General features: G+C 31.5%; 16 protein-coding genes. 6 read left to right on the plus strand and 10 right to left on the minus strand.

Features of this window, described 5'->3' with window-relative positions:
• From GBO31_RS06875 to GBO31_RS06885, 3 genes are all read left to right on the plus strand, one after another.
• Positions 1 to 747, plus strand: a complete 747-nt coding sequence (locus GBO31_RS06875) for a succinate dehydrogenase/fumarate reductase iron-sulfur subunit (protein ID WP_219007595.1) — start codon at positions 1 to 3, stop codon at positions 745 to 747.
• Positions 748 to 867: 120 nt separating this feature from the next.
• Positions 868 to 3,060 (plus strand): prolyl oligopeptidase family serine peptidase, encoded by a 2,193-nt coding sequence (locus tag GBO31_RS06880; RefSeq protein WP_219007596.1) that lies wholly within the window; start codon positions 868 to 870, stop codon positions 3,058 to 3,060.
• A 140-nt stretch (positions 3,061 to 3,200) separates the two neighbouring features.
• Positions 3,201 to 3,767 (plus strand): hypothetical protein, encoded by a 567-nt coding sequence (locus GBO31_RS06885; protein WP_219007597.1) that lies wholly within the window; start codon positions 3,201 to 3,203, stop codon positions 3,765 to 3,767.
• 77 nt (positions 3,768 to 3,844) lie between these two features.
• On the opposite strand, the gene GBO31_RS06890 is transcribed toward GBO31_RS06885, so the two are convergent.
• A complete protein-coding gene (locus GBO31_RS06890) occupies positions 3,845 to 4,552 on the minus strand; it encodes a LytR/AlgR family response regulator transcription factor (protein ID WP_219007598.1) in 708 nt (235 codons plus the stop codon).
• A 10-nt stretch (positions 4,553 to 4,562) separates the two neighbouring features.
• Positions 4,563 to 5,711, minus strand: a complete 1,149-nt coding sequence (locus GBO31_RS06895) for a sensor histidine kinase (RefSeq protein WP_219007599.1) — start codon at positions 5,709 to 5,711, stop codon at positions 4,563 to 4,565.
• A 199-nt stretch (positions 5,712 to 5,910) separates the two neighbouring features.
• Between GBO31_RS06895 and GBO31_RS06900 the strand changes: the two genes are divergently transcribed.
• From GBO31_RS06900 to GBO31_RS06910, 3 genes are all read left to right on the plus strand, one after another.
• Positions 5,911 to 6,399, plus strand: coding sequence for a hypothetical protein (locus GBO31_RS06900; protein ID WP_219007600.1), 489 nt, complete (start codon positions 5,911 to 5,913; stop codon positions 6,397 to 6,399).
• A gap of 54 nt (positions 6,400 to 6,453) precedes the next feature.
• Positions 6,454 to 7,272 (plus strand): DUF2306 domain-containing protein, encoded by an 819-nt coding sequence (locus GBO31_RS06905; RefSeq protein ID WP_219007601.1) that lies wholly within the window; start codon positions 6,454 to 6,456, stop codon positions 7,270 to 7,272.
• Positions 7,273 to 7,612: 340 nt separating this feature from the next.
• Entirely contained in the window at positions 7,613 to 8,083 is a 471-nt protein-coding gene (locus GBO31_RS06910) for a CBS domain-containing protein (protein ID WP_219007602.1), read from the plus strand.
• Positions 8,084 to 8,086: 3 nt separating this feature from the next.
• Here GBO31_RS06910 and GBO31_RS06915 read toward each other — a convergent pair whose 3' ends face one another.
• From GBO31_RS06915 to GBO31_RS06950, 8 genes are all read right to left on the minus strand, one after another.
• Positions 8,087 to 8,686 (minus strand): E3 ubiquitin ligase family protein, encoded by a 600-nt coding sequence (locus GBO31_RS06915; RefSeq protein WP_219007603.1) that lies wholly within the window; start codon positions 8,684 to 8,686, stop codon positions 8,087 to 8,089.
• A gap of 118 nt (positions 8,687 to 8,804) precedes the next feature.
• Positions 8,805 to 9,155, minus strand: coding sequence for a hypothetical protein (locus GBO31_RS06920; protein ID WP_219007604.1), 351 nt, complete (start codon positions 9,153 to 9,155; stop codon positions 8,805 to 8,807).
• Between the two features lie 140 nt (positions 9,156 to 9,295).
• Complete coding sequence (locus GBO31_RS06925) at positions 9,296 to 10,768, minus strand: cellulase family glycosylhydrolase (RefSeq protein WP_219007605.1); 1,473 nt, start codon at positions 10,766 to 10,768, stop codon at positions 9,296 to 9,298.
• A 598-nt stretch (positions 10,769 to 11,366) separates the two neighbouring features.
• Entirely contained in the window at positions 11,367 to 11,942 is a 576-nt protein-coding gene (locus tag GBO31_RS06930; RefSeq protein ID WP_219007606.1) for a hypothetical protein, read from the minus strand.
• Between the two features lie 120 nt (positions 11,943 to 12,062).
• Positions 12,063 to 12,257, minus strand: coding sequence for a hypothetical protein (locus tag GBO31_RS06935; protein WP_219007607.1), 195 nt, complete (start codon positions 12,255 to 12,257; stop codon positions 12,063 to 12,065).
• Positions 12,258 to 12,340: 83 nt separating this feature from the next.
• Positions 12,341 to 12,814 carry a hypothetical protein gene (locus GBO31_RS06940; RefSeq protein ID WP_219007608.1) on the minus strand — a complete coding sequence of 158 codons (474 nt, stop codon included), beginning with the start codon at positions 12,812 to 12,814 and terminating at the stop codon, positions 12,341 to 12,343.
• Positions 12,815 to 13,066: 252 nt separating this feature from the next.
• Entirely contained in the window at positions 13,067 to 13,417 is a 351-nt protein-coding gene (locus GBO31_RS06945; RefSeq protein ID WP_219007609.1) for a hypothetical protein, read from the minus strand.
• Positions 13,418 to 13,587: 170 nt separating this feature from the next.
• Positions 13,588 to 14,280: a hypothetical protein gene (locus GBO31_RS06950; RefSeq protein ID WP_219007610.1), complete on the minus strand. Its 693-nt coding sequence runs from the start codon at positions 14,278 to 14,280 to the stop codon at positions 13,588 to 13,590.
• Positions 14,281 to 14,315 lie beyond the last annotated feature (35 nt).

Below are 14,315 nucleotides of genomic sequence, written 5' to 3' on the forward strand. Positions count from 1 at the left end.
ATGAATCTTATATTAAAAATATGGCGTCAAAAAGACGCTCAATCCAAAGGAAAGATAGTAGAATATCCAATTTCAGGAATTGAAGGAGACATGTCTTTTTTAGAAATGCTAGATGTGTTAAATGAAGAATTGATCAATAAAGGAGAGGAACCTGTAGTATTTGACCATGATTGTAGAGAAGGTATTTGTGGTGCATGCTCATTACAAATCAATGGAGAACCTCATGGACCGGATCGTTTGATTACTACTTGCCAATTGCATATGAGAAAGTTTAATGATGGTGATACTATTTTCATCGAGCCTTTTAGAGCTAAAGCTTTCCCAGTTGTAAAGGATCTAATGGTAGATAGAAGTGCCTTCGATAGAATTCAACATGCAGGAGGATATATTTCTGTAAATACTTCCGGAAATACAATCGATGCAAATGCAATTCCGATCAATAAAGAAAATGCTGATGATGCTTTCGCTGCAGCAACTTGTATTGGTTGTGGTGCTTGTGTTGCAGCCTGTAAAAATGCTTCTGCAATGCTATTTACTTCTGCAAAAGTATCGCAATATGCATTATTACCTCAAGGACAAGTAGAGGCAACAGAACGTGTATTAGCAATGGTGAATCAAATGGATGAAGAAGGGTTTGGTAATTGTACGAATACAGGAGCATGCGAAATTGAATGTCCAAAAGGTATTTCCTTAGAAAATATTGCTCGTATGAATCGTGAGTACCTAAAAGCTAGTCTAAAAGGATAATATTCAATTATATGAATAAGGAAAACTCCGGATCGAAATCGATTTGGAGTTTTTTTATGGTAACATTTCTCTTTATTGGAGTACTAATAGAAACAATAACAATTAATTTTAAACCAACTTATGAAATACCTATGTCTATTGGTGGTATTTGTTTTTTGCATAAACTGTATTAGAGATTCAAAAGGAGAGGAAAAAGCTTTCCAATATCCTGAGGCTCCTTCAAAGCCAGTAAAAGAAACATATTTTGACACTGTTATTAATGACGAATATAGGAATCTTGAAGATTTACAAGATTCCTCTGTTTTAAAATGGTTTCATGCTGAAAAAGAATTTGCGGATAATATTCTTAACAAAATTTCTGGAAAAGAAGCGTTGATTAAGAAAATGATGGAGTATGATAGCAGAAAATCACATAAAGTTTCTAATATTCAAGTTACTGAAAAAGATGAATATTTCTTTTTGAAACAAGGTAAAAATGAAGATGTCGCACGATTATTCTATCGTAAAAACTTTGATAGTGAAGACGAGTTACTTTATGATCCAAAGGACTTTAAGCCTAATCTTGGAAATACATATGTTATAAATTATATCAAACCTAGTTGGGATGCCTCTCATTTGGTAGTTGCGATGACTCATAGTGGTGCTGAAATTTCTGAGATGATTATTATTGATATGAAAACCCGACAACCACTACCGCAGATTATTGATCATTGTTGGCCGTCTGATGGAGGAGGAGTTAGCTGGATGCCAGATAATAGCGGTTTTATGTATTTATACTATCCTGAAATTGATCATACCTCGGATCAATTTTTAAAAGACATGAAATCTGTTTTGTATAAACTAGGGGATGATCCGAAAAAATTGAACGTAGTACTGAGCAGGGAGACGAATCCAGAATTAGGACTATCTCCTGAGGACTTTCCAATTGCTTCTATTCGATCTAAAGGTGATACATACATATTTGGTTACATTGGGGGTGCTACTGCATATCAGGATTGCTATTATGGTGATATAAAGGATTTAGGAAAAGGTAATATTAATTGGAAACCACTTTATAAAAAAGAAGATAAAGTTGGAGAAGGAATGTTTAGTGGAGATGATTTTATTTATATGTCAGCACAAAATGCGCCTAACTTCCGTTTGTTAAAAACTTCGATGAATAACTTAGATCTTACAAAAGCTGAAGTTTTGATAAAGCAAAAAGATGATGAGGTTTTAAGAAGCTTWGGAATGACTTCTGACGGATTATATTATACAACGGTTGAAAATGGTGTTCAAGGAAAGTTGTACTTTAAGAACGATGATGAAGATACCGAAGTCAAATTACCAAAAGTAGCAGGCCGTTTAAATATCGATTTCAAAGGAGCCAGTTCTCCTGAATTTTGGATTACTTCAATGGGATGGAAAGATGATAATACTCGTTATAAATATGATGCTAAAACAAAACAATTTAAAAAGGAAAATCTAATAGAAGAAGCTGAATATCCAGAGTTCGAAGATTTTGTTGTAAAAGAAGTATTTGTTGCTGGACATGATGGAGAAAAAATACCATTGTCCATTATTCATAAAAAAGATATTCAATTAAATGGACAACATCCAACTTTACTATTAGGATACGGTTCGTATGGTGTGTCTTATCGACCGTTTTTTTCTCCTACTAGATTATCTTGGGTAGAACAAGGAGGTATTTTTTGTATTGCGCATGTTAGAGGAGGAGGAGAAAAGGGTGATAAATGGTATCAAGCTGGTAAAAAGGTCACCAAACCTAATACCTGGAAAGATTTAATTTCCTGTACAGAGTATATGATCAAAGAGGGATATACTTCTAAAAACAAAACGGTTATTCATGGCGGTAGTGCTGGAGGKATTCTCATTGGAAGAGCAATGACAGAAAGACCAGATCTATTTGCAGTAGCGATTCCTGAAGTGGGTATGATGAATCCATTAAGAAACGAGGTTACACCTAATGGTCCAAATAACACAAAAGAGTTCGGGACTAGTAAAAATGAAATAGAGTGTAAGGCTTTGATAGCAATGGATTCATATCTACACCTTAAGGAAAAAACAAAGTATCCTGCAACTCTCATCACAACGGGAATGAATGATCCAAGAGTAATTGCATGGCAACCAGGCAAGTTTGCAGCAAAATTACAAGCTTTAAACACCTCTGATAAACCAATTGTTTTTCATGTTGATTATCAGTCGGGACATGGAATCAATGATACAAAATCAAAGGAATTTGAACAAATGGCTAATGTGTTTGCTTTTGCATTCTGGCAAGTGGGACATCCTGATTATAAACTGCAGAAATAACTATTCCTAAAATCAAATCAAAACTCCAAATCGATTACGGCTTGGAGTTTTTTTATGGTCTTACGTTGTCAATAGTGACACATCGCTTTTCTTTTGAAGTTATATTAGTATGTCTATGATTTAACCTTAAGGATAGTGATATGCAAAGAATACTAATTTCCCTCTTAATCTTATTGGTTTTTGTTTCTGGTTGTCATCAAAAAAAAGTCGATTTAGAAGAAGATTTTGTCAAAGAAGTTAATTCTTTATCAACTAATGATTTGCAAAAAGAATTTCTAGAGAAAATCTATAATGTTGATCAGGAATCAAGGAAAACGTTGATGGATATCGAATTGAAATATGGATATGATAGTGTTGAGAGAAAAGAAGCATTGAAAACAATGGCGAATCATGATCACAAGAATTTTCAAAGAATTGAATTGTATTTACAACAATATGGACATCCAACTATTGCTAAACATGGAGATAAAGCTAGTCGAACACCTTGCCTCGTGATTCATCATTCTGGAAATATAGCATCTCGAGAGAGAAATTTTGAGCACTTATATAAAGCGTATCGTAGTGGAGACTTGAGTACGGGTAGTTTTTCGTTTTATTTAGAAAGGATGCATCGAATGAAATTTGGAAATCGATTTACATTACCAAATCCATATAGAGAAGAACAATTAATTGACTCATTGATAACAAGGCTGGATTTAAGTGACTAAAAAGTGTTTTAAATTCAAATCTTTTCTCTTGTAAATTGAAGAGTTTTATAGTGAATTCAATTAGAAATCTTAATCTTCTATTTTTTCCATAATTTTTCTTCTACAACTGTTTTTAATACCTGATCTCTATAATTTCTACTTAAGGGAATAAGTGTGTTTTGAATTTTAATTTCGTGACTTACTACTGTCTCAATTTTGGTAATAGCAATAATATAAGATTTATGAACCCTCATAAAATGTAAGGGATCTAGTTTTCCCTCAATATCCTTTAGATTGAGTAGTGTTATGTGTTTTCCCTTGGTAGTATGAATAGCTACATAATTTTGTAAACCTTGTATGTAAAGAATCTCATCGAAATAGATCTTTTCATATTTATGTTCGCATTTCACGAAGAAATATGAATCTAAAACCTCTTTTTTATCAGACTTTAAGATAAATTGCTCTTTTGCTTTTTGAACTGCTTGCACAAACCTATCAAAAGTAATTGGTTTTAAAAGATAGTCTAACACATTGAGTCGAAATCCTTCTATCGCATAGCTAGGATAGGCTGTAGTAATAATTACCATTGGTAAATTCTTAGTAATTTTTAAAAAGTCAATTCCGTTCATCTTGGACATTTGAATGTCTAAAAATATCAAATCTACAGTCTGACTATCCAATATTTCGACTAGTTCTAATGGGTTTTCACAAGTGTCTATAATTGTCAAAAAATCCACCTCTTTTGCATAGTTGGAAAGTCCTTCTCTAGCTAATGGTTCATCATCAACAATAACCGTTTTTATCATAGTGCTTTTTTTATGAAACCATATTTCTTTCTTGTGAGATTTGATCTTTAAGAACCAATTCTTCTAAGGTGATTTTTAGCGCAACACTAAATCGTGTTTTTTGATGATCAATTTTTAGATCATAGTTTTTTGAATATATCAAATCCAATCTTCTAGATACATTTTCCAAACCAATTCCTCCATAAGTCAGATTAGTATTGAAATCACTTTTGGTTTCGATACTATTAGTTACATCAAAATGTAGGCAATTATTATCGTCTACTTCCACTTTTATTTCAATCCAGTTAAGCATTTCTTTAGAGTTAGATACATGCTTAAATGCATTTTCTACAAAGGTAACCAGAATAAAAGGAGCGATTCCTAAAGGTTTTTTGTTAGAAAGATGTACAGAAAGATCAATCTTTAGGTTCTTATTTCTTCGTAGCTTTTCTAAGGCAACGAAATTTTCCAGATAATTAAGCTCTTGATCAATAGGAATTAACTGTTCATTACATTCATATAATTGGTATCGAAGTAAATCCGAAAAATTAGCTAAAGCCTCTGAAGCTTCTCCTGGAGCTTTATGAATTAAAAAGAAAATAGAATTGATGGTATTGAACAAAAAATGAGGATTAAACTGATGTTTTAAGAATTTAAGTTCGGTGGCTAACTTTTCATTCTCTAATAACTGTTGCTTTTTCTGAGCTATTAATGAATTTTTGGCAAGTTTTATACATAAACCAAGTAGCATAGTTCCAGAAGTTGCTGGTAATATTTGTGAAGTCAGCGTATGAAAATACGTTTCTCCTTTTTCTTCATTAAAGACACAAAAATAGTCTAAAGATTCACCAATGATGAAGGCACTCAGAAAATAACAACCAAACATGACACAACTTACAACAGCAATCCATGAAACAAGTGATAGAATATATGTTGTTAGTTTTCCCTTATAAAGATATTTTGGCAATAATACATATAGATTAAAATAATTTGCTAACGTATGTATGACTACATAAAATAAGAATATCACATATCTAGGAGAGAAAAACATTGCTTTATAAGCTATCGGTAAGCTAAGCTCTATTACGCCCCAAGAAAAGAAATAGAATGCCCAAAAGGGGAAATGATAGATTTTATAAGTAAAAAACCAGTGTTGTTTTATGTCTTTAAAGAATAACATGGTTTTAATATATAAAAAACCAATCAAATTCCTTTTCTGATTTATCAAATGAAGCTTTTTTTTGATCAAATGTTACTTATTAGGTATAACAGGTTTTTATTAAACGCTTATTAGGAAAATAGGACCGTAAAAGAATCATTTTTGTTGGTTGTCAAATCTTTCCGTTATGTAATCAAAGTCTTTTTCCTATTAGTATTAAATGAAGTTGATTTACAGACATACTAATACAATTGTTATCATGAATGCGAATACCAATATGAAAGAATTGTCTGTAAAGAACTTCGATAGTATAAGTATATCCAAGTTTAGATGCTACCTTATGAAAGGATTATATCTACTTACATTTGTAACCTTGGGATATAGTTCTTGGTCTGAAATACTCAATCCAAATGAGCAATGGGGGCCTTATGATGGTATTACCTATAGTTTTTGGGCAGCGTATGCTTTACTCATGGGATTAGGAATAAGATATCCATTAAAGATGCTACCCTTATTGTTATTACAGCTTTTCTATAAATCCATTTTCTTTTTTGGAATTTACGTTCCATTATGGTCATCTGGAAATCTTCCTGAAGCTTTTGATGGTTTTTTAAAGCCATTTGCCATTGGAATTCCAATAGACCTCTTGGTGATTCCATGGATATATGTTTACAAAACTTATATCAAAAATCTTTTCAAATTCTACTAGAACGATCATTCTAGAATATGAATTTCATCAATCACATTATTAAAATTTAAAATTATGAATACAACATATGCTAAAGAAAATAAAACAATAAAATCACAAAAAATATTAGTTCTGGTTTCTCAATTTTGGTTTGTCATTGCAGTACTTGGTCAATGGATCTTTGCATATTACGTAACCACATTTTATGGAACTGCAGCGATGGATGGAGATTTTCAGAAATGGAATGAAGTGTTGCCTCATGGCTATACAGAAGGAGCAACTATTAGTAATATTGTAGTAGGTATTCATCTATTGTTTGCGGTAATTATTATCATAGGTGGACCATTGCAGTTTATCGATAAAATTAGAACAAAGGCTCGATCTTTTCATCGATGGAACGGAAAGATATATATTGTTACCACATTTATAGCTGGTTTTAGTGGAATTTATATGATATTATCCAAAGGTGCTGTTACTGGATGGATTGGTGATGTAAGTGTAAGCTTTAATGGAGTTCTCATGATGATATTCGCGGTATTAGCTTGGCGTACTGCACTACAGAAGAAATTTTTAGTGCATAAACGATGGGTATTGCGATTGTTTCTTGCGGTAAATGGTGTTTGGTTCTTTAGAATTGGTTTGATGTTGTGGTTATTTATTCATGGGAAGCCAGTAGGTTTTGACGCGGAGACGTTTAGAGGACCGTTTATTACTTTTTTAGGGTTTGGTCAATATGTCATTCCATTAATGATTCTTGAAACTTATTTTAGGGTAAAGGATAGAAAAATAGCATTAGAACAATTGAGTATGTCCTTGTTCTTATTTGTAGCAACTATTGCGACTGGGGTCGGAATTTTTGCAGCTACTATGGGATTATGGCTTCCAAGATTATGATGAACGAAGAAATGTCTTCTTAAATGAAAAATTAGAATTAAGAGTTGTAACTTAATGTAAATATTTGATGTTTAGATTTTTGTAATGTAAAAGATAGTTGATTTAAATAATTGAAAACATCTTTATTTTTATCAATTTAGTTCTTATTTCCCCAATTTTGATACTATTTTTTTCAGATTGTTCTTGTAAGTATTGTTTTTTTAGTAAAAACCCAATTTTTGTTGCATAATTTATTTGTAAAAAGGCAATAAAATAAGATTTTATAGGTGTAAATGTTAAAATGGTATTGAATAACTAATTCAAAATGACTATATTTAAGATTCACTAAATCACTATAATTATGGGAATTATAAGTTTTCAGGGCGCGAGAACCAAAGTTAAAAAGCAAGACAATACACCAATTAGGGTATCAGATTATATGACCAGAAATTTGATTACTTTTTCTCCAAAACAGTCAGTTTTAGAGGTAATGGAAACCTTAGTAAAAAATAAAATTTCTGGTGGTCCTGTAGTCAATGAACGAAACGAATTGTTAGGTATTATTTCTGAAGGTGATTGTATAAAGCAATTAAATGAAAGTCGTTATTATAACATGCCTATTGATGATGCTCAGGTAGAAAGATTTATGGCTAAGAATGTAGAAACCATAGATGGTAATATTAGCATTTTTGATGCGGCTAATAAATTTTTAGAAACCAAAAGAAGACGTTTTCCAATCATAGAAGATGGTAAATTGGTTGGTCAAATCAGTCAAAAAGATGTAATGAAGGCAGCCTTAAAAATGAATAGCCAACATTGGAGAGATTTATAACAGTTATCTGGATTTTTTAGGGTTTAAAGCTTTCAGTAGATCGGTAATTATAAGTTTTTGTTGTCTGTTTCCGGATATGTGTAGACTTTTTGAAGAGTATCTATCAAAATTATGATCAGATTCCTTCCAATTTCCTACGCCTAACACTGTGATTTGCTCACCTATTTCTATAATACCTTCTTTATAACGAAGGCTTTTGTTAAAGCCAAGAAATCCAGTGCTTTTTCTACCATGAGATGCTAAATATTTTTCTAAAAACTCAGGAGCATCGTTCCATGTTCCTGAAGTATACGCTACATCTTGGTTAAGATATGTAGTTTTATCGAGCTTTGGTGTTTCTGCCATAACGATAGCTTTATCTCCTTCGTTTTCGATCATAAAGTTTTGAAATTTTTCCTCTTTAATGATAGTTCTCCATGAACTACTTTTTCCGTTACTTCTTTTTTCTTCTACCTGAATTTTATAGTATAAACATTTTCTTTTTCCAATAGGAGATAGCAGTGGTTCGCCAATAGGGAAGGCCTTACCTTTTACTTTTATATATTCATTATCCTTACATAGTTGGATCCTTTTAAAAGAATGCTCTTTTAACTTTCGTAACATCTTATTCTTCTTGCTGTATATCTGGGTTAACATGATTACAATTAAGAAAATCGAAAGAAAAATAAAAAAGATACCTCCTTTTCCTATGTCCACCTGTAAAAAATGAAGAGCAATCATATCAATTATTTCTTTTTACAAGTGCATAGTATTCATTTTCTAAGGGAAGATATCCTTGATCATATACAAAGTAATAAATAGTTCCTGCTTTGGTAGTGTAGATACTTGTAAAAAATTGAAAATCAAAACCTTTAGAAATTAAGCGGGATTTAGTCGTTTTTGTTTTTTCTTTTGGATTTAGTTCTTCAAGAATTCTATAATTCTTTCTAAGGCGATTGTTGATGTTTCTTACCAGATTTTTACTGTCTTTATTGAGTTTGTTGTTAAAAGCATTTCTACAATAGTCACTACAGAATTTTTTATCTGCTCTACCAACAATTTTTGCACCACATTCTAGACAGTCCTTTTGCATACAATTCCTATTTGATCAGCAAGATACAATAATCCATTGTAATCGTTTGTAAATGCTTTTGAAATTTGATTTTGACATAAAAAAGCGGTTTATTTTATTAATAAACCGCTTATTAAAATATAGTAATTTGTTATTGCTGATTACTGAATAACAATTTTCTTGGTAAATACTTCTTTTGAATTGGAAGTAGTAACTTCAGAAAGGTATACTCCAGCTGTTAGCTTAGAAATATCATAGCTATAACTATCGGAAGATAAAACCTCATTGCCTATCATATCTATTTTTCTTCCATTTAAATCATAAATCTTGATGGATTGTATACTTCCCGGTTTAAAATTAAAATTCAGTTGCTCAGAAGCTGGATTTGGAAACATTCTAAACGAAATTTCAGATACTTCATCAACGCTTAGTACAGATCCAGAACAGTTAGGTATTGGATCGGATAAAATAGGTTGCAAATAATCCATTTTCCATTGTACTACTGTGGTCCAGTCATTATCCAGAATACCACCAGTATCTCCAGAGTTTGGATTTAACGCCCAAAATGTAAAATGTAATTTTTCCTCTTTGATATAATCAATAAACTTTTGGAACCAAATTTCATCTTTTCCACCTTGCCCTTTAATTCCGAGCTCCCCAACTAATAGAGGAGATGTTCCATTCGTATTAAGAAAATTGAATTGTTCTTCCCAAATACCTGGCATATTATCAGGAAAATCAGGTGCAGAGAACCATTCTTGATCAAAAACTGTAGGGCCGTATTCATGAGGAGAATACATTAATTTTTCTGGATTCGATAATCTTACAGGAAAATCTCTTGCTCCCTGAAGATTTCCTCCCCACCAATATGAGGTAACTTCTCCGTCCGGTTTTCTATAGGCTTCAATTCCTTCAACCATAATCAAGACATTAGGGTTCACTTCTAGGATGGCATTACCACACTTTTCAGCTGCTAATCTCCAGTCGAATTCATCGTTAGTTCCCCATCTGGCTCCTTCAGGATTGTCAATTTTACCGTTAGGTTCATTGTTAATATCCATTCCGATTACAGCATCATAATCTTTATAACGATCTGCAATAAATACCCAATCATCAATCCATTGTTGTTCTGGAACATTATCTGTGTACCATAATTTTTCTACTAAGTAGGCATCAGGATTTCTAGAATGACAATCAAGAATGACTTTCATATCATTTTCTTGACACCATTCGATGGCTCTGTCTAATAATTCTAAAGGAGTCGTGTAGTTTGCTTCTTCCTCGTTCATTGGTGATACACCTGTGTAGGGATCAGTTCCATAAGAATTTATATTTATGGAAGCGCCATCTCTTAGCATCATATTATGCCAAGGAATTCTAAAACAGTTGAAACCTAAATCTTTGGCTTGTTGTAATACACTTTTGTGATCTCTAGACCAAATACCATGGAAACTACTAAGTTGTGTTTCAAATCCGAACCAGTTCACACCAGCCAAGATTACTTCATTTCCATTAGAGTCCAATAATTTGTTCCCACTTACGCTTAGCCAGTTACCTTGACAATTTTCTTGGGAAATAGCGATTCCCGATGACAATACCATTGCCATCAAGAATAGGATGTAGTTTTTTTTCATTTTAGTTAAGCTTAGTAATGATTTGTATGACTGCTAACGTAAGGGTATTCGTTTTTAGTATTTTATAGTGTGTTTTTATGTATTTATGAGATTTTTATTTCAGACGTTTGTGTTTCTCTATGTTTTCCTCTCTGTTTTTGCGATTAGTGTAATTTTTTGCGATTGATTTTTGGAAAATTCCCTTAAATTATTCTTTGCAAATGCAATAAAATCCTCATTGTCGTATTTCATGTTGCTCTTCGAAGTTTTTAATTTTGAAGGAGTGTGAGTCTGTAATTTTTTTGGTAGGCATAAAAAAACCAGTTACAAGTTGGTGTAACTGGTTCTTGTTTTTATTTATGTTTTTACAGCTACGAAGTTGCAAACTTGGTTTTCTCTTTTATATTCTTACTCATACCGCTGCGAAGTTAAAAACTATCGCAGAGCATCACTCTTCGGAGAGTTGGGTTTAATGTAACGCTATTTCAGGACGAGACAGTAACAAAATACAAAAAGCTATACCTATCTGGCATAGCTTTTTGTCTTCTTTTTTATTGTTTATTTTGATCCGTGCTAATCTTTGACGCCACTAGTTACAAACTAGCGGTAGCGGGGCAAACTAGCGGTAGCCCCATTCGTCATCCCATTTATAAAATATTATTTTTAATAAATTCTTTAATTCTCTAATATTATTTTCATCTTTCATTTGCATAATTGGATCTTTTGTCCCAAAATATACAAAACTTAGCTTTTCATTCTTTTTTATCCAGATTTGCTCTATTATTTGTCCYCCAATAAGAAAATAATCTTTGGGACAAGATTGTTCATAGACCTTTGAGTCTAGAGACATTTTATCTAAATTCTTATCAATTTCAATTTTATTTCGATTGTAATTATTGATAATAACATTAAAACCGTTACTATTAATGATTTTTGTACTATCATTTMGAACTTCGAAATAAGTCAAATTTTCTTCTCCTGTATTTCGATAATATAGAAACTGATAATCTGTATTATTAGAATGTTTTCTAAATTCATTTGCCACTAATTCCATTTGTTTRTTTGGATAATGAAATACACTATCTAATAGTGTTTCACCTATCTTCTTTTCATTTATTAATTTGCATTCTTGAGAAAAAAACAAAGAAGGCACTAGAAATAAAAAAGAGATTACGATTTTAATATTACTATTCATTTTTTCTTTATAACCTTGTATTTATTAGGATTATTTATTGGTACAACTACTTTTRCGGTAGGAGACCCTTGGCTAAAATCTAAACTTCCATCTTGTGGGTTTACTCTTGTAGCGGGGCCACTAGTTACAAACTAGCGGTAGCGGTAATAGATCTTCATAGAAATCGAATGTGCCTTTATCCGTTTTTAGATTCTCTTTTTCATTGTTTTTATATAGGTTTTTTGAGTATTCCTGAACTGATTTTTGATTTGTTTGGCTGGTCAATGGATTCAGATCTTCATGCAGGATCTGATAGAATATATCCATAGGTTCCATAGATGATTGTGTGTTTTAGTTGTTTTCCCCTTTATTGTATTTATATATTCATAGTGCTTTTTAAGTTGTTGTTTTGTATGCTTTTATAATCCCAATAGCAGTATATTTCCTATCGCATCTTTTTTTGATATTTTATGTTTATTTAAAAATTCGGTTATTATAGATTGGTGAGGTGTATTTTGCACATTCTCCAATAAATTTTTCTTGGTTAGTTTTAACAGCTCAAGCGGAGCATATTTTGTCTTAAAATAGTAAGAGGTAAATGGACTTAACTTGTTAATACCTCTTTTAGTTTCTTTGTAAATATGTATCCAACTATTAGAACCTTCAAATTCACAAAAATTGCCGTTGGGTAGAATAGTAAATCCAAAAGGATCTATTTCTTTTTCCTCATCAAAATCCGAATTGATAATTCTTTTTAAATGCTCGGCTTGTAAAGGGCTCTTAGCATAAAATAATAAAACTTCTATTCTGTGTAATAAATCAAAGACTTCAATTTTTTGCATGCCTTCAAAATTACGCATGACCTTATATAACAACTGTTGTTCTTGTTTCATATGTTTTCAAATTAGGAAATAGATATTCTCGCTTTTGATTAGAATCAAAAGCCTAAAAAGTARTTGTTAATTGTTTGTAGGAAGTATAAATGTGTTAAACACATTTGTTTAGATTTTTTAATAACCAGCTACAGTTAGTAGTAGCTGGTTATTAATTTCTACGTCCTCTGTCCATATGAATGCAAAGTTGAAAACCTTTTGGACTTTCTAATTATAAATTGCACGTTTCAATTAACTAGGATTTATAGGGCGTTAGAGGATCTTTTTTATATCTCTTGTTAATAAACCATCGGCATAATGCAATTGTAAAAATAGTTTGCCAAACATTAAATACAATCCTGTAATAAGATTTTTGTCTTTAAAAATAGATCTCCCAGCTAATTTTATTGGATATAAAATTTCACTTCGGAATTGATGAACTTCGTGTTCAAAATATTCGGAAGCAGCATGCAATAAATCAATGTCGAATTTGATGTTTAAAGCTTCCATTGTCTTTGTTTCAATACAATTAAGGTGTAAAAAGAACTTTTTGTTTGTTTTAGAAATGATAACAATGATCGCGTATTCATCATCAAGAAACATCCCAAATTTTACTCCTATCACTTTTATTTCATCTAAGGGTAATTCAAATTTCTTTTGGCGAAAAAAACAGAACCTTCTTTTGTAGTGCCATCAAAAATCAACCTATTCTCTTTAATTACTACTTTACTCATTTTTTGTGATAGAATTTACTCTTCGAAGTTTGTAACTTCGAAGGATTGCTTAGTTTATAACTAGTGATTTTTATTGTTTACAATTCTCTTTAAACCAATCTTCCCAAGCTTTGATGTCTTTATTATGACTTCATGTTTGCCAGCCCAATCACCTTGATTAACTGCTTTTATACCTGTTAAGGCTTCAATCGAATCTATTTTAGTATTAATGTTTGTGATTAAATAAGTAGTGTCTTTAGTATTGTTATGATATTCTTTTAAAAATTTTAATTCACTTAGATATTCCTGACATCTATTTTTACTATCCTTATTCCTCGAAGCCACAAACTTCGAAGGATTATTAAAACAATCTATTATAATAGATTTACCTTTCATTGGAGTAAAAGTTTTATCTCCAGATGTTATTTTTAATTGAAAACCTCTATCAGTTGAATCCAATATCTGCATCTTATACTTTCTGTCTCTTTTTAATTGTGTTGAAATTGCATTTAATTTAAGGGTTTCAAAGATATTTGTGGTTTCATCAAATCCATATATCATCAGAGGTTCTTCCTTATTGGTAAACATATATTGATTTGCAAATCGTTGCATCCGTATATCTTTATTTTTAACGCCTTCTTCTAGGCCTAGAAAATGCTTAATATCTTGAGGTTCTCCCTCAAAAGAACAGGTATACTCTTTCGTATTTGAAGTTTTAGTACAACTGATAGAAAGTAAACTCCCTATGACGAGTAGGTATAAAATATTTTTCATAAATTATTTTATAAATATCCAGATAAATTGTTTGC

The sequence above is a fragment of the Aquimarina litoralis genome (genome assembly GCF_019295435.1).
Taxonomy (GTDB): domain Bacteria; phylum Bacteroidota; class Bacteroidia; order Flavobacteriales; family Flavobacteriaceae; genus Aquimarina; species Aquimarina litoralis_A.